General features: G+C 38.5%; 18 protein-coding genes. 2 read left to right on the forward strand and 16 right to left on the reverse strand.

The features are described 5' to 3' along the window. Window positions 1-45 precede the first annotated feature (45 nt). Complete coding sequence (locus CZ490_RS10940; protein ID WP_077621033.1) at window positions 46-327, reverse strand: post-transcriptional regulator; 282 nt, start codon at window positions 325-327, stop codon at window positions 46-48. Between the two features lie 214 nt (window positions 328-541). Between CZ490_RS10940 and spoVB the strand changes: the two genes are divergently transcribed. Continuing rightward, on the forward strand, window positions 542-2,104 hold the full coding sequence (gene spoVB / locus CZ490_RS10945) for a stage V sporulation protein B (RefSeq protein ID WP_077618930.1): 1,563 nt from the start codon (window positions 542-544) through the stop codon (window positions 2,102-2,104). 45 nt (window positions 2,105-2,149) lie between these two features. Here the strand turns inward: spoVB and CZ490_RS10950 are convergent, their stop codons facing one another. Next, window positions 2,150-2,815: a DUF421 domain-containing protein gene (locus CZ490_RS10950; protein ID WP_077618931.1), complete on the reverse strand. Its 666-nt coding sequence runs from the start codon at window positions 2,813-2,815 to the stop codon at window positions 2,150-2,152. A gap of 190 nt (window positions 2,816-3,005) precedes the next feature. Here CZ490_RS10950 and CZ490_RS10955 point away from each other — a divergent pair, with 190 nt between their 5' ends. Further along, window positions 3,006-3,389, forward strand: a complete 384-nt coding sequence (locus tag CZ490_RS10955) for a TIGR04086 family membrane protein (protein ID WP_077618932.1) — start codon at window positions 3,006-3,008, stop codon at window positions 3,387-3,389. A 53-nt stretch (window positions 3,390-3,442) separates the two neighbouring features. On the opposite strand, the gene yajC is transcribed toward CZ490_RS10955, so the two are convergent. From yajC to rpmA, 14 genes are all read right to left on the reverse strand, one after another. Further along, window positions 3,443-3,700 (reverse strand): preprotein translocase subunit YajC, encoded by a 258-nt coding sequence (yajC, locus tag CZ490_RS10960; protein WP_077618933.1) that lies wholly within the window; start codon window positions 3,698-3,700, stop codon window positions 3,443-3,445. Window positions 3,701-3,743: 43 nt separating this feature from the next. Continuing rightward, window positions 3,744-4,883, reverse strand: a complete 1,140-nt coding sequence (gene tgt / locus CZ490_RS10965) for a tRNA guanosine(34) transglycosylase Tgt (RefSeq protein WP_077618934.1) — start codon at window positions 4,881-4,883, stop codon at window positions 3,744-3,746. Between the two features lie 60 nt (window positions 4,884-4,943). Further along, the gene (queA, locus tag CZ490_RS10970; protein WP_077618935.1) at window positions 4,944-5,972 is read right to left on the reverse strand and encodes a tRNA preQ1(34) S-adenosylmethionine ribosyltransferase-isomerase QueA; all 1,029 of its coding nucleotides are present in this window, start codon (window positions 5,970-5,972) and stop codon (window positions 4,944-4,946) included. Window positions 5,973-5,992: 20 nt separating this feature from the next. Further along, on the reverse strand, window positions 5,993-6,169 hold the full coding sequence (locus CZ490_RS10975; RefSeq protein ID WP_142255434.1) for a DUF2905 domain-containing protein: 177 nt from the start codon (window positions 6,167-6,169) through the stop codon (window positions 5,993-5,995). A gap of 25 nt (window positions 6,170-6,194) precedes the next feature. After that, complete coding sequence (gene ruvB / locus CZ490_RS10980; RefSeq protein WP_077618937.1) at window positions 6,195-7,196, reverse strand: Holliday junction branch migration DNA helicase RuvB; 1,002 nt, start codon at window positions 7,194-7,196, stop codon at window positions 6,195-6,197. 13 nt (window positions 7,197-7,209) lie between these two features. Then, window positions 7,210-7,812 carry a Holliday junction branch migration protein RuvA gene (gene ruvA, locus CZ490_RS10985; RefSeq protein WP_077618938.1) on the reverse strand — a complete coding sequence of 201 codons (603 nt, stop codon included), beginning with the start codon at window positions 7,810-7,812 and terminating at the stop codon, window positions 7,210-7,212. A 108-nt stretch (window positions 7,813-7,920) separates the two neighbouring features. Further along, entirely contained in the window at window positions 7,921-8,448 is a 528-nt protein-coding gene (locus CZ490_RS10990) for an intercompartmental signaling factor BofC (RefSeq protein ID WP_077621034.1), read from the reverse strand. A 150-nt stretch (window positions 8,449-8,598) separates the two neighbouring features. After that, on the reverse strand, window positions 8,599-9,423 hold the full coding sequence (locus tag CZ490_RS10995; protein WP_159439943.1) for a YhcN/YlaJ family sporulation lipoprotein: 825 nt from the start codon (window positions 9,421-9,423) through the stop codon (window positions 8,599-8,601). A gap of 186 nt (window positions 9,424-9,609) precedes the next feature. Beyond that, window positions 9,610-11,109 carry a SafA/ExsA family spore coat assembly protein gene (gene safA / locus CZ490_RS11000; protein WP_077618940.1) on the reverse strand — a complete coding sequence of 500 codons (1,500 nt, stop codon included), beginning with the start codon at window positions 11,107-11,109 and terminating at the stop codon, window positions 9,610-9,612. A 180-nt stretch (window positions 11,110-11,289) separates the two neighbouring features. Next, on the reverse strand, window positions 11,290-12,141 hold the full coding sequence (gene pheA, locus CZ490_RS11005) for a prephenate dehydratase (protein WP_234987222.1): 852 nt from the start codon (window positions 12,139-12,141) through the stop codon (window positions 11,290-11,292). Between the two features lie 11 nt (window positions 12,142-12,152). Beyond that, window positions 12,153-12,593: an ACT domain-containing protein gene (locus CZ490_RS11010; protein WP_010678274.1), complete on the reverse strand. Its 441-nt coding sequence runs from the start codon at window positions 12,591-12,593 to the stop codon at window positions 12,153-12,155. Window positions 12,594-12,755: 162 nt separating this feature from the next. Continuing rightward, window positions 12,756-14,042 carry a GTPase ObgE gene (obgE, locus tag CZ490_RS11015; RefSeq protein WP_077618941.1) on the reverse strand — a complete coding sequence of 429 codons (1,287 nt, stop codon included), beginning with the start codon at window positions 14,040-14,042 and terminating at the stop codon, window positions 12,756-12,758. A gap of 33 nt (window positions 14,043-14,075) precedes the next feature. Next, complete coding sequence (locus CZ490_RS11020; protein ID WP_077618942.1) at window positions 14,076-14,615, reverse strand: sporulation initiation phosphotransferase B; 540 nt, start codon at window positions 14,613-14,615, stop codon at window positions 14,076-14,078. 299 nt (window positions 14,616-14,914) lie between these two features. Continuing rightward, window positions 14,915-15,208: a 50S ribosomal protein L27 gene (gene rpmA, locus CZ490_RS11025; protein WP_010678277.1), complete on the reverse strand. Its 294-nt coding sequence runs from the start codon at window positions 15,206-15,208 to the stop codon at window positions 14,915-14,917. Window positions 15,209-15,235: the final 27 nt, after the last annotated feature.

Here is a 15,235-nt window from a genome sequence, read left to right on the forward strand (position 1 = left end):
TTACGTGAATTTCATGTACCATCAAATATTTACTTTTAATTAAGATTATATCAAATTATTGAGTGCGTCTTTACCTTCACCTTCAAACCAACTTGGTGCTTTGAATGCTTCTACAGTAACATAGTTCATGTAATCCCCGACTTTTACACTTAGAATATCACCAACTAGTTGATATAATCGTTTTTCTTCCTTTTCTTTTTTCCATGTTTTATTTTTTAGGAACCCCCATAGTTCTTCTTCTGTAACACGGTCGTATCCGTACAACTCGAATTCTTCCAGCTTACTTTTTAAAAATGGACGAACTGTTTCACGAAACTTGTCATACATATGAGTTTGTGTCTGGTTCACATGTCATCTCTCCCGGCTTTTTATGTATACCTTTAAAAATCTGTGGAACTTACCGTGGCCTTACACCTACTCAGTAGGGATTTTTATACCCTTACTAATAAAGTAATCGAATACTTGTCATGCTTGGCCACATATCATGCATATAGTTAATTGTAAATGATATCACCTTTTTTGAGAAGGTAGGGAAAATGAATTGTCAAAGCAAACTTTCCTCAAAGGAACATTAATCTTAATTATTGCAGGACTTATTACAAGAATATTGGGATTTATTAATAGGATTGTTGTCGCCCGGCTTATTGGTGAAGAAGGCGTTGGGCTATATATGATGGCAATCCCAACTTTTGTTCTCACCATTACATTAACTCAGATGGGCTTACCAGTGGCAATATCAAAATTGGTTGCCGAAGCAGAAGCACAAGGTGATAAGAGAAGAATTAAAAAAATCTTGGTCGTTTCGCTTTCCATTACTGGATCATTAAGTATCATCTTTACTCCGATGATGATTTTTCTTGCACCGCTGTTATCGGAAACATTACTTACTGACCAAAGAACATATTATCCTTTATTAGCGATTTCTCCAATCGTTCCTATTGTGGCGATTTCATCTGTCCTACGTGGTTACTTCCAAGGGCGCCAAAATATGAAACCACCTGCTTATTCACAGGTAATCGAACAAGTGGTCAGGATTACATTGGTATATGTATTCACAAATGCCTTTCTACCATATGGAATTGAATATGCTGCAGCCGGTGCGATGCTTTCTGCTGTAGTCGGAGAGTTAATGTCCCTGTTTTATTTATTCTTCATGTTTAAAATGAAAAAACGGATTCGGATCAGAAAAAATTTTTTCAAATCTGCTAAAAATGGTAGAGATACCTTTAATGATTTGACGAGAATTGCGGTACCTACATTAGGAAGCCGATTAATCGGATCGATCTCATGGTTTTTTGAGCCGATAGTAGTTGCCCAAAGTTTGGCCATTGCAGGTGTTGTCACCCATTTAGCGACTAGGCAATACGGAGAATTAACAGGATTTGCTCTACCATTACTAATGCTTCCATCATTTATAACTGCATCACTTTCAACAGCTCTTGTTCCTTCCATAAGTGAAGCCGCGGCAAAGAAACAATCCTTATTAATTGAATATCGATTAAAACAAGCATTGCGTTTATCACTTGTTTCTGGAGGTTTATCAATTGTCGTTTTATACGTGTTTGCAGCACCAGTAATGGAGCTAATGTATGGAAATAGTAATTCTGCGATTTATATTAAAGTAATGGCACCGTTTTTTATCTTTTATTATTTCCAAGGGCCTCTACAAGCAACATTACAGGCACTTGATTTAGCGAAAGCAGCAATGATTAATAGCTTTATTGGAAATATAATAAAAACTGCCGCTATCTTCGTACTGGCTACAAGACCTTCTCTTGGAATTATGGGAGCTGCACTAGCAATTGTAATCGGTATGATGCTCGTTACACTCTTACATTTTTCTACAATTGTAAAAGCAATCTCTTATAGCTTTTATATCAAGGATTATCTAAAAAGTGGAATCACTATGATCCTTTCTGGTCTTGGCGGGCATTACTTTTATCAAATGTTCTTAACAAACGAGCCTCTTCTCTTAAGAACTCTAGCAGCAATCGGTATTACATCTTTAATCTATGTCATTTTACTCTTCGTATTTAAGCTTTTGACTAAAGAGGAGGTAAAACGAATACCATTTATCGGACCAAAGCTCGCAACTCTTTTATAAATCTTTGATATAAACATCTCACTGCGAAAAGGTAACCGGCACCGGTTACCTTTTTTCATCCATGATATCCACATGTAATTTTCCATTATTATAGCTACAATACGAGATCTTCTTTAGTTCAGTGTAACCGAGCTTTTTCAATTCAGACCACAACCAAAACTCGGTTTTATTAACTTGTTTAAGATGGTCTCGTTGCACTTCTCCATCCAAGATAAGTGGTAAATCAATCGAGTAATCGGTGGGTTCCGTCGTTTTGTTTTTATCTTTTTCTAAGACAGACAGCTCACCAGAAGATTCGAGAATAGCAAATTCTACATCAGCAAGGCTTTTTACATTTTTTTCACGGAGCTGCATCAATAAATCATCAAGATTATAGCGTTGTTTCCGCATCACATGTTCATCGATTTTACCTTTATTAATAATGACCGATGGACGCCCATCAATAATTTCTCTAATTTTTTTACTTTTTAACGAAAGAAGGGCTAGAACATATTGAATTCCCATTAATAATACCATTGGTACAACTGAGTGCATGATGGGATCCTTTGTTTGTTCAATCGCCATAACTGCCATTTCCGCTATCATCATAAAAACAACTAAATCTAGAAGGCTAAGCTCCCCGATTTCTCGCTTACCCATCAGTCGAAAAATCGTCAAAAGAATAAAATAAAGCAGTACAGTTCTTACAATTATAGTAAGGTATTCCTCCATATCAAGAGCCTCCCTCAAGACATCTTACATTTTAGTTTGTGTTGTTCTAGTAAAAACATTATGCGTAGGATTTTCCAATAAATAGGTGTACGGACTAGAAAAGTTTTGTACTTTTTATTCTAATTTATTTTGGACATGAATATGCTCGTACTAAGGAGTATGTTCATAAAGATGAGGGGGAGAAATCTACATGAGGAAAATGGGAATTGCAATGGTTTACGGTGTAGTCGCAATTTTTATGTTTGTTATTGTTTCTAGTTTACTCATTTCACTTTTACTTCGTTTTACATCACTTCAGGAATCTTCTATGTCCTGGGTCATTTTAGGGGCTTCCTTCCTTGCTCTGTTTGTTGGCGGATTTGTTTCTGGAGGAAAGGGAAAGGAAAAAGGCTGGTTAATTGGCGGCGGTACGGGTATTTTGTATTCCGTTATTGTTTTTCTAGTTCAATTTTTAGGATATGATGCAACGTTCACAGCTGAGCAAATGATGTATCACGCTGGATTTTTAGCGGCCGCTGTTCTTGGTGGAATCTTCGGGGTTAATTTGACTACTCCTTCCAGAAGGGAAGCCTAATTATATATGAAAATAAAAAAAGAGCGTGTAATTGCGCTCTTTTTTTCGTTCAATTAGTCCTTGATGACATCACGTACAGCTTGTCTGTCATATGTAAGATTAGAGTTGCCTGATTTAATAACTACCTTATTTTCATCAATTGAATCAATGATGCCGTGTAATCCACCAATCGTTACAACTTTATCCCCTTTTTGAAGACTAGATTGCATTTGAAGTGTGGCCTTTTGACGCTTTTGTTGTGGACGAATTAATAAGAAATAAAAAATCGCAAACATAAGAATTAAAGGACCAACAGTTCCTAATATTTCCATTCATTTCACCTCCTGATTAAAAATTTTCTTTACATTTCATTATCTAGAAATTTTTCGCGTTTGGTTTATTGAAACCATACTGCTCAAAAAATTCTTCTCGGAAGTCTCCAAGACGATCTTCTCGAATCGCTTGTCGGACTTGCTCCATTAATTTTAACAGAAAATGCAGGTTATGATAAGTAGTAAGTCTTATTCCGAATGTTTCACTTGTCTTAATTAGGTGTCTAATATAGGCACGGCTATAATTTTTACACGTATAACAATCACAGTTTTCATCCAAAGGTCTAAAATCACGTGCATACTCCGCATTTTTGACAACTAATCTTCCTTCACTCGTCATAAGGGTACCATTACGTGCGATTCTAGTTGGCAATACACAGTCAAACATATCGATTCCTCGAATTGCCCCATCAATTAGTGAATCGGGTGAACCTACACCCATAAGGTATCTCGGTTTATCGTTGGGTAGTAGGGGAGTTGTATATTCGAGCACTCTGTTCATCACATCTTTAGGCTCACCTACAGACAGACCTCCCACAGCATATCCTGGGAAATCCATAGATACTAAATCTCTTGCGCTTTGTTTACGAAGTTCTTCAAACTCACCGCCCTGGACAATTCCAAAGAGACCTTGATCATGTGGGCGTGCATGAGCTTTAAGACATCTCTCTGCCCATCTGCTCGTACGCTCAACTGATTTTTTCATGTATTCATAAGTAGCTGGGTATGGTGGACATTCATCAAAAGCCATCATAATATCTGGTCCTAAAGCATTTTGTATTTCCATTGATTTTTCTGGTGATAAAAATAATTTATCACCATTCAGGTGATTACGGAAATGGACGCCTTCCTCTTTAATTTCTCGGAACTCACTTAAGCTGAAAACTTGGAACCCGCCCGAATCAGTTAGGATTGCTCTGTCCCAATTCATGAATTTATGTAAACCACCAGCCTCTTTGATGATTTCATGTCCTGGTCGTAACCAAAGATGATAGGTATTGCTTAAAATGATTCCAGAACCCATCTCTTTAAGGTCTTCAGGTGACATGGTTTTTACTGTTGCAAGTGTTCCAACCGGCATGAATGCAGGTGTTTCAAAGGAACCATGTGGTGTATGTACGATCCCAAGTCTTGCACCCGTCTGCTTACAGGTTTTTATATGTTCATATCTAATTGGTGTCACTACTACGTCTCCTTTTTCGTGGGTGTTGTTTGTACAACACCACTCTCATCGTTCAATTTTTTATTTGATTAGCATTGCATCTCCGAAACTAAAGAAACGATAACGTTCCTTAACAGCTTCGTTATATGCACGGAGGATATTTTCTCTTCCTGCTAATGCACTTACTAGCATAATTAGTGTTGATTTCGGAAGATGGAAGTTTGTAATCAGTCCATCTATCGCCTCATATTGATAACCAGGATAAATAAAGATATTTGTCCATCCACTAGATTCTACAAATTTTCCATTGTTATTTTTTACAATGGTTTCTAGGGTTCTTGTTGAGGTAGTACCCACAGAAATAATGCTGCCACCAGATGCTTTCACATCATTTAACAGCTTAGCGGTTTCTGCATTCATCTGATAAAATTCGGAATGCATATCGTGTTCATCGATTGTATCAGAGCTTACTGGGCGGAACGTACCCAACCCAACATGCAAGGTGATAAATGCTATATGTACTCCTTTTTCACGGATCTCACGGAGAAGTTCCTCTGTAAAATGCAGTCCTGCTGTCGGAGCTGCCGCGGACCCTCTGTGTTTAGCATAAACAGTTTGATATCGATCCTTATCATCTAATTGTTCGTGGATATATGGTGGCAGTGGCATTTCTCCTAATGCATCTAACACCTCATAAAATATCCCTTCATAATGAAATTCCAACATTCTTCCACCGTGTTCACCTATTGCCGTGCACGTTGCCTTTAATCGCCCGTCACCAAAGGTCAATACAGTTCCTTCTTTCACACGCTTAGCAGGCTTCACAAGTGTTTCCCATGTATCCCCTTCTTCTTGCTTTAAAAGGAGTACTTCCACCTTCGCACCTGTGTCCTCTTTGACTCCATATAGTCGAGCTGGTAGAACGCGTGTATCATTCAATACAAGACAATCTCCCTCATTTAAATAAGACAGAATGGAACGAAAATGAGTATGTGTCAAATCGCCAGTATTTTTGTCAACTACCATTAAGCGTGATGCTTCTCGATTCTCGAGAGGTGTCTGGGCAATTAATTCCTCTGGTAAATCAAAATCAAATAAGTCTACTTTCATATCTCTCACCTACTATTTTTCTACCGAAATCGTCCAAGTACGTAAAAAATCAATGATAACACAACGCTAATTATAATAGATGTTACAATCGGAAAATAAAATGTTGTATTTCCCTTTTTCACTACGATATCCCCAGGTAGTTTTCCGATAAAATGCATGACAAACCCGACAACTAACAGTAGAACTCCCATTATCATTAGCATTTTTCCCACGATTCATTACCTACTCCTTTGGAATTTCAATTTGAAAATGTTGATAAACTAGTTCCGTAACTACCCTTCCACGGGGAGTTCGCTGCAAAAAACCAATTTGAAGAAGATATGGCTCATACACATCTTCAATCGTATGTGCTTCTTCTCCAATTGTCGCTGCAATTGTCTCAAGTCCTACTGGACCACCACGGAACTTTTCAATAATTCCCTTAAGTAATTTATGGTCAATATGGTCAAGTCCTAAACGGTCAACCTGTAATAATTCCAGAGCTTCATTCGCAATGTGTGTGGAGATTGTTCCGTTTCCTCGAACTTGTGCAAAATCCCTCACTCGTCTCAATAAACGGTTGGCAATTCTCGGTGTCCCTCTTGACCGTCTGGCAATTTCATGTGCTGCTTGTTCATCAATTTCTACTTCTAATAGCTCTGCAGTCCTTGTTACGATATCAGCTAGTTGACTTTCATTATAATATTCTAGCCGACTAAGAACCCCAAATCTGTCCCGCAGTGGTGCTGATAGAGAACCTGCGCGCGTTGTCGCACCAACTAATGTGAAAGGTGGGAGGTCAAGACGTACCGAACGTGCACCAGGTCCTTTTCCGATTACTATATCCAGACAAAAATCCTCCATAGCTGGATAGAGAACCTCTTCAATGGAGCGTTGTAAACGATGAATCTCATCTATAAAAAGGACATCACCGGGTTCAAGAGCTGTCAAAATAGCGGCTAAATCTCCTGGTCTTTCTATAGCTGGACCCGAAGTGGTACGAATATTTACACCCATTTCATTTGCAATTATTGTAGCAAGTGTAGTTTTCCCTAGACCTGGGGGTCCATATAATAATACATGGTCCAAGGTTTCCTGCCTCATTCTTGCAGCTTCAATAAAAATGGATAAATTAGATTTGACCTTTTCTTGTCCAATATATTGTGATAAGGTTTGCGGTCTGAGGCTCTGCTCGATTGCTGATTCCTCGTAATTTGTATTACCTGACACGATTCTGTCCTCCATACAAGCACCCCCCTTATTTTAATAGCTTCTGTAACGCCTTTTTAATATATTGGTCTGTTGATAATTCCTCTTTCCTTAATTCAGGCAATACCTTTTTTATCTCTCTCTCTGCATAGCCCAATACTTTAAGGGCCTCGACAGCTTCGTCTAGTTCAGAATGGCTTGTACTGGCTTCAAACTCGTGGTCTTCAGCAAATAAATCTGGGTGAAGGGATGGCATTAAATCGTGAAGTTTCCCTTTTAGATCTAGAATGATTTGTCGTGCTGTCTTTTTCCCCACACCAGGAAATTTAGTTAGAAACTTCTCATCCTCATTTTCAATTGCACGAATGACTTGTTCTGGATGGCCTGAAGCAAGAATTGCTAATCCACCCTTTGGCCCGATTCCTGTAACATTTAATAGTTTTAAAAATAAAGCCCGCTCTTCACGTGTCTTGAAACCATATAGAGCCAATATATCTTCTCTGACATGTTGGTATGTATAAACCGTTACCTGACTTTCCCTCGTAAAGACAAATGGATTAGGTGTATATATTTGATATCCGATTCCGTTATTTTCAACAACAACGTATTCAGGATTAATGTAGTCAACCGTCCCTTTAATAAATTCAATCAAACGTATTCTCTCCCCTACTTTGCTGTACCCCATTTTATCATATTCGTCAAAAAAAGACTAAAAAATAAACGAGACTAGAAGTGGTTTCTAGTCTCGTTAATATATCCATTAGGGGGAGGATGTATAGGTTTTGTAAGTTTCAATGACATTTATATATTCGTCTTTAGTGCCGACCTTGATTCCTTTTTTCAATAGATCATGTTCATAGCTTTTAAGCTTATCTGTATCGATTTGAAAGAATGACTGTATAACCTTATCTGATTCCTCCGGCTTTCCATTAAAAATAGTTAATATTCCATCTTCTGTTAATCCGAAATATCCATTTGTCTTTAACAAAGGTGAAATATCATCAATATGTTGTTGAAAGACAACTTGGTCTTCATCTTGGTGAACTAAATTCCAGTTCTCATATTGAGCCCAAAAATCTTCCATAGATAGAATTGTCTCTTTGAGTATTTCTTCACTTACCTCTCCATCAACATAAACACGTTCAAGAATAACGGTTACTTCTAAAGGTCCAGTCACCTCTTGAACTGCCTCTTTGTTTTCTTCTGCTAATTCTGCACCAATTCCTGAAAAGCTAGGTAGTATAAAAACAACCGCTAAACAAACGATTACTCTTATTAACGTTCTCATTTTGGCATCACCTCTTACAATTAGTTGCCAACACTCTTTTAATGTTTTTTTATGTGACCAACCTACACATATAGTGTGACCATTTTTAACAAGAATATCCAATATTTTCGAAAATAAAAAAAGAGATGCCCAAATGGACATCCAATAAAATTACCCTCTATTCTCATTTGTAAATGGTGCTCTAATAGTATCGCCAATATTGTCAAAAAGGTCTTTGATGTCAGCATCAATTGTTTCGCGTCTATTTCCATTTCGAATATCATTATCGATATCGCGAACACGAGTAAAAGTACCTTCATCTGTTACAACATTGACATTACGTTTACCGACTAAAGGTTTAACTTCCTTTTTTACATCATTTTGAACATTATTTCGATTGTCATTGTCGTTTGTATCAATGGCTATTAATACATTGTCGTCCGTTACAATTACACGAGCATCCTCGACATTTTTCACCTTAGATGCACGTTCACTAATTTTTCGGACTAGGTTTCCATTATCATTGTAATAACCATATGATTGTACTTTATGGTTATTATCATTTAAATGGCTATGGTAATTTTGGTCAGCGTATCCATGACCATTTTTGTTATTCATTGTGTTTGGATTGCCATCGTTAAATGGGTTATTTCTTCTGTTCTGATCATTGCGATTCATGATCCCGGAACGATTGTCTTTAGCTCTATTACCATTGTTCTTGTCATTTCGGTTGTTCATAGTACCGACACGGTTGTTTCTGTTTCTGTCCCCGTTTCCATTAAGATCCATTATCTCCGTTAATGGCCCATCATTGTCCCGAACCCTTTCTCCATTTCCGTCGCGACCACGTTCACCATTATTTTCATTGGAGTAATAGCCAAATGGTTGTACATTGTCATTGTCCCTGTTAGGGGATGCTCCTTGGTCGGTATTACAAGCCGTTAGACCACCCAGCAATAATGCAGCAGTTGAAAATGTATAGAGTATTTTCCGCAATACAAAAACCCCCTTTGACCTTTTGAACATATCTTCATGTTCATGATTAGGTTGCGTAATAAAAAGGGGGATTATATCTGTTAGTTATTTCATGTACTTAAAGGGAGAGTTTTTTAATAAATACTTTATTTTTATAAATACTAAAAAATTAAGGACGAATGATTTATTCGTCCTTACAAGTTATTTTCAATCATTAAAGTCATCATCATCTACGTCTGGTAAGTTAAACATTCCTGGTTGACCAGCAAATCCACCTTGGTAAGGTTGTGGATTGAAAGCTCCTGGAAAACCCGGTTGGCCCGCTTGGAAGCCTGGTTGACCCGCCTGAAATCCTTGTTGGCCCATCGGGAATCCCGGCTGTGACATCGGATAACCCGGTTGACTCATTTGGAAGCCCGGCTGTGACATCTGGTGGCCTGGTTGGCCCATTGGGAAGCCTTGTTGTGGGAACTGTCCTACAAACGGAGTCTTTGGTGCTCCACAACCACAATCTTTTTTGTTATAAAATTGTGATGGGCCCGCAAAACCTGGAGCTGGATTACCGACAGGATTATTAAACATAGCTGGACTCACAGCTTGCGGTCCTGCTTGCATCGGCATGCCTGGTCCGCCAAATGGGCCTGGGAATCCTCCATTAAAGCCATAACCAGGCATTACTGGAGTGACAGGTACACAATTGCCCATCGGTAATGGTTGTGCTGGCATAGGTGCCATTTGTGGCATCTGTGGCATTTGCGGTGCCTCAGGTATATCATCTAATTCATCCTCAACACCTGCAACCATTTGTGGCATTTGTGGCATATGAGCTTGCATGATATTGAAATTGTTGATATCAATCTCAAACGGATATGGTTGTTGTGGCATTTGAACTGGCATTTGTGGCATTTGGATTGGTTCCAATTGCTCTTCTTTAACCTCTTCGTCTACATCTTCTGTACGTTGATAACCGCCCATTGGATTAAATGGTCCTGGCTGAGGTGGAAATCCTCCTTGAAAACCAGGATTATAATTAAATCCATAACCAGGCATTACTGGTGTCATAGGCACACAAAAATTGTTGAACATAGGCTGTTGAATTGGCATTTGTTGCATCGGTGGTCCCTGAGGCATTTGCTGCATTTCTGGTTCATAATCCATCTCTGGACCTAAATCATCCTGTTCTGATGCCACCATTCCTGGTAACACATTTTGCGGTGGTGTTGGAACTTGTGGCATCGACATCATATTAAAGTTATTGATATCGATTTCAAGTGGCTGATATTGCGGCATCATAGGCATCTGTGGCATTTGTGGCATCTGTGGCATCTGTGGCATTTGCGGCATTTGCGGCATTTGCGGCATTTGCGGAATGTATGGACCAGTTTCGACACCTTTTACCTCTTCTTCAACTTCATCTTCTAAATCCATTACCGGAAAGGGCTTTGGAGTTATATCTGCAAATGGATGTTGAATTTGTTCTTCCTTTTTAGGAGCCGGTTTGATTTGTGTTTCTTTCTGAACTCCTCCAATTTGAGCTTCTTTTTTAACATGGACAGTTCCGGTCGGTACTTTCACTTTCATTCCTGGCATAAGCATATCCGGATTACTTAATTGAGTATTGACGGCTTTAAGTTCTTGAAAGTCGACTCCATACTTCTTCGCAATTTCCCATAAGGTGTCGCCTTTTTGAACGATATGGATTTTCACGCGATTTTCCCCTCCTATACATAAGTCAATACATACTATGTCAAAATAGGCAAATTGCCACTATTTCTCATCACAACTTATGCATAGGCTTCACAAATTATGTGTAGCTTGGGGACTGGTCAAGCCATAAAAATAAAATACAAATAAAAAAACCCGACTTAAGTCGAGTTTGCTATATCATCATATCCGAAAATATGGATAACTCCCTAATACAGTCACACCGCTTCCTAATGCCTCTAATTCTGCAATGGCACTAGGAATTAAGATCTCGTCCATTTTTTGTTCAATATCAATTAAAAAGAAGTAATTCCCGAGTCCTGTTTTCATAGGTCGTGATTCAATTTTTGATAAGTTCAATTTTCTCCAAGCGAAAACGGATAAAACTTGATGCAAAGTTCCTGCTTGATCGGAAGGCAATGTAACCATTAGGGTTGTTTTATTTCCGGTATTATTTTCAATATCAAGGTCCACCATATCTTTATGTAAGACTACAAAACGGGTATGATTATTGTCAAAATCGTGAATATCTTCTTTAACAATTGTTAAACCATACTCTTTTGCCGCAATGGCATTCGCAATCGCCGCAAGGTTTTGCTCTGGATGCTCACTCACAAATTTTGCTGCGGCTCCTGTGGATGTAGTTTCAATAGGTTGTATCCTTGAAAAATTGTTATATAAAAATTTATGACATTGCGCAATTGCATGTGGATGTGAATAAATCCCTTCTACATTTTCCCAAGCATTTGTATTATCGGGATGTACCATTAAATGTTGTTTAATGGGTATAATAACCTCACCAACAATTTTCAATTGTTTTTCATGAATTAAGTAGTCAATTGTTAGATTAACAGTTCCTTCAATGGTATTTTCAATAGGGACAACTGCTACATCTACTTCCCCATTCTCTACTGCATCAATGCATGCCGGAATCGTCCGATAAGGCTTGCTTTCCTTGCCCGGAAAAATATTCGCGACGGCCTGTGCAGTGAAAGTTGCATTCGGTCCTAAATAACCTATATTCATAATGTTCATTTCTCTTCCCCCTATGCTCCAGTCCCAAGGATCTCTACTTTATCTACGAATTCAAGTTTTCGAAGTTTAGCTAGGAGGTCAGTTACTTCACCGTGCATGCCCGATGTATTCAATGAGAGTGTAACATTCGCTTTTCCTCTTAGTGGAATTGTTTGGTGAATGGTTAACACGTTACAACCGGTATCAGCTACAGTTCTTAACAATTGAGAAAGAGTCCCAGAACGGTCCTCAAGATGAAAAAACAATGAAATGATTTTTTCCTTTACAGTGGTGTGGAAAGGAAATACAGTGTCTTTATATTTGTAATAAGCACTTCTACTTAAGTCTACCTTTTGTGTAGCCTCTGCTATCGATTGTGCCTCTCCACTGTCTAACAATTCCTTCGCATCGAGAGTTTTTCGAACCGCTTCCGGAAGTACATCCTCACGAACAAGATAAAATTTGCCATCCATGCAAGCTACTCCCCCTAACCTATTAGAAAGTTCAAAAGGATAGTGAAAAAGGATGTATGGAGTTCGATGCAAAGTACTGGAGTGTATCAACAGGACACTCCAGCACCTAGTATTTTATGCATCGACATGGACCATCCATCCACCATTTGAACAACTTAGGTTTTATTCTATAAATTCAAATTCATATTCGAGTAATTTAACGATATCCCCGTGTTTTGCACCTTTTTCACGAAGTGCGTCGTCTATTCCCATGCCTCTTAACTGTCGCGCAAACCGTTTTACAGACTCGTCCCTTGAAAAATCAGTCATTTTAAATAACTTTTCAATTCGTTCTCCAGTAATGACAAATGATCCGTCACTTTCTCGTGTAATAACAAAATCAACCTCTTCTTTTTCATGGCGATACATTACACGGTTAGTACTAGTCTCCTCCTCAACTTCAAGTGGAAACTCTGGAGTTGTTTCAAGTAGATCAGCTATTGTAAATAACAAGTCACGTAGCCCTTGTCTTGTAATTGCTGAGATTGGGAATATTTTCACATCATCCTGGAGCTTCTCTTTAAACACCTTCAAATTCTCTTCTGCTTCAGGGATGTCCATCTTATTCGCAACAACAATCTGTGGACGTTCAGTTAGGCGAAGATTATATTCCTTTAGTTCTTGATTAATGGTGAGATAATCCTCGTATGGATCGCGCCCCTCCATTGCCGACATATCAATTACATGAACAATAACCCTCGTTCGTTCGATATGTCTTAAAAATTGGTGTCCAAGACCAACCCCCTGATGGGCACCCTCAATTAGTCCTGGCAGATCGGCCATAACAAAACTTCTGCTATCCTCCGTCTCGACCACTCCAAGGTTTGGTACAATCGTTGTAAAATGATATTCCGCTATTTTTGGTTTTGCTGATGAAACAACAGATAACAACGTGGATTTACCTACGCTTGGAAATCCAACTAAGCCTACATCTGCTAAAACTTTAAGTTCAAGTCTTATATAGCGCTCTTGTCCTGGTTCACCATTTTCAGCAATTTCTGGTGCTGGATTAGCAGGAGTCGCAAACCGGGAGTTTCCTCTCCCACCGCGACCACCTTTAGCAATTACTGCTTTTTGGCCATGTTTAGTTAGGTCTGCAATAACTTCACCCGTATCATCATCTGTTACGACAGTACCAGGCGGAACCTTTACAATCATCGCTTCCGCATTTTTTCCATGCTGGTTTTTAGACATTCCGTGTTCCCCACGTTTTGCTTTAAAATGACGTTGGTAACGGAAATCCATTAAGGTTCTTAGACCTTCTTCTACTTCAAAAATTACATCTGCACCTTTTCCGCCATCTCCACCAGCAGGTCCACCCATAGGAACATATTTTTCACGACGATAAGCAACCATTCCGTTACCACCGTCTCCACCTTTTACATACACTTTGACTTGATCGACAAACATGTTTAACCTCCGCTTATATATGCACTTATACCTTTATGCAATTTGTAATGTTAAGTTTATTTCTTCATTATGTACATTATACTCAATAATTTTCAGGGACTTTTCTGAACGACTCATCATTTCTAGCCAGTTCGTAACGTTTTCCCTATCATTTAGTATTCCACTAAAATCAAAAAAGAATCGAGATTCCTCTGTTGAACTCTCAATTGTAAGAGATAAATGATTTTCTCCCATTTCATTAACGGCTTCTTCAAGTAAAATAAAAAATTGTGTACACCACTCTGTTAGTTCCAAATCGTGGCTTGCTAAATTACGTATATTTCCGACCACTTCATAATCTAGTTGGTATTTGTGCGGTTCCCAATTAAACGTCATGATAAGTGCAGCAAAGGTTGGAATTTGTAAATTTGTAAGCTGAGTTTCATTTTGAGCGTCAATTACGATTTCTTCAATTATAGTCTTTACTCGTTCCATTTTATTAAGTGCGATATTTCCCTTGATTAGTTGAATTTTATTTAACCAATCATGTCGTGTATGTTTTAATACGTCTATCGTACTCCAATTTGTTTTCATGTCATTTCCCCTAAAGAAAAATGTTGTCATGACAACATTTTATAAATTAAGAATCTTGTCTAAAAATTATATCAAAACTTGGTAAATAACACTACTAATCTTATAACACGATTTCTTATAAACAATACTTAATATAGAGGGTGAAAAGGACCAAGAAGTTCAAGGCGGCGCAGCTTTGAGGACCGGAGCGTATGTATTTTATACGTGAGGACCGGAGAAGCAAGCCAACGCAGAAATTCGATGCGTCATTTTCACCCTCAAAAAATAAAACTCTAACCGCATGGTTAGAGTTTTATCGTTTACGCTTCTTGCGCAGCTGGGTATACACTTACTTGTTTGCGGTCACGGCCTAAACGCTCAAATTTAACAACTCCGTCAACTTTTGCGAATAGAGTGTCGTCACCACCACGGCCAACGTTTACTCCTGGGTAAATTTTTGTACCGCGTTGACGGTATAAAATTGATCCACCAGTAACGAATTGACCATCAGCACGTTTTGCACCAAGACGCTTCGCGATTGAATCACGACCGTTTTTAGTACTACCTACTCCTTTTTTAGAAGCGAAGAATTGAAGGTCTAATCTTACGAACATTTACTACACCCCCTATATTAAGAATGT

The organism is Litchfieldia sinesaloumensis (genome assembly GCF_900156865.1).
GTDB lineage: Bacteria > Bacillota > Bacilli > Bacillales > Bacillaceae_L > Ferdinandcohnia > Ferdinandcohnia sinesaloumensis.

Bases quoted from the DNA above. Each gene is read 5' to 3' on its own strand.
- CZ490_RS10940 (WP_077621033.1), bottom strand. From the start codon at position 327: ATGTATGACAAGTTTCGTGAAACAGTTCGTCCATTTTTAAAAAGTAAG.
- CZ490_RS10950 (WP_077618931.1), bottom strand. From the start codon at position 2,815: ATGGAGGAATACCTTACTATAATTGTAAGAACTGTACTGCTTTATTTT.
- CZ490_RS10955 (WP_077618932.1), top strand. From the start codon at position 3,006: ATGAGGAAAATGGGAATTGCAATGGTTTACGGTGTAGTCGCAATTTTT.
- yajC (WP_077618933.1), bottom strand. From the start codon at position 3,700: ATGGAAATATTAGGAACTGTTGGTCCTTTAATTCTTATGTTTGCGATT.
- queA (WP_077618935.1), bottom strand. From the start codon at position 5,972: ATGAAAGTAGACTTATTTGATTTTGATTTACCAGAGGAATTAATTGCC.
- CZ490_RS10975 (WP_142255434.1), bottom strand. From the start codon at position 6,169: ATGATAATGGGAGTTCTACTGTTAGTTGTCGGGTTTGTCATGCATTTT.
- ruvB (WP_077618937.1), bottom strand. From the start codon at position 7,196: ATGGAGGACAGAATCGTGTCAGGTAATACAAATTACGAGGAATCAGCA.
- CZ490_RS10990 (WP_077621034.1), bottom strand. From the start codon at position 8,448: ATGAGAACGTTAATAAGAGTAATCGTTTGTTTAGCGGTTGTTTTTATA.
- pheA (WP_234987222.1), bottom strand. From the start codon at position 12,141: ATGAACATTATGAATATAGGTTATTTAGGACCGAATGCAACTTTCACT.
- CZ490_RS11010 (WP_010678274.1), bottom strand. From the start codon at position 12,593: ATGGATGGCAAATTTTATCTTGTTCGTGAGGATGTACTTCCGGAAGCG.
- obgE (WP_077618941.1), bottom strand. From the start codon at position 14,042: ATGTTTGTCGATCAAGTCAAAGTGTATGTAAAAGGTGGAGACGGTGGT.
- CZ490_RS11020 (WP_077618942.1), bottom strand. From the start codon at position 14,615: ATGAAAACAAATTGGAGTACGATAGACGTATTAAAACATACACGACAT.
- rpmA (WP_010678277.1), bottom strand. From the start codon at position 15,208: ATGTTCGTAAGATTAGACCTTCAATTCTTCGCTTCTAAAAAAGGAGTA.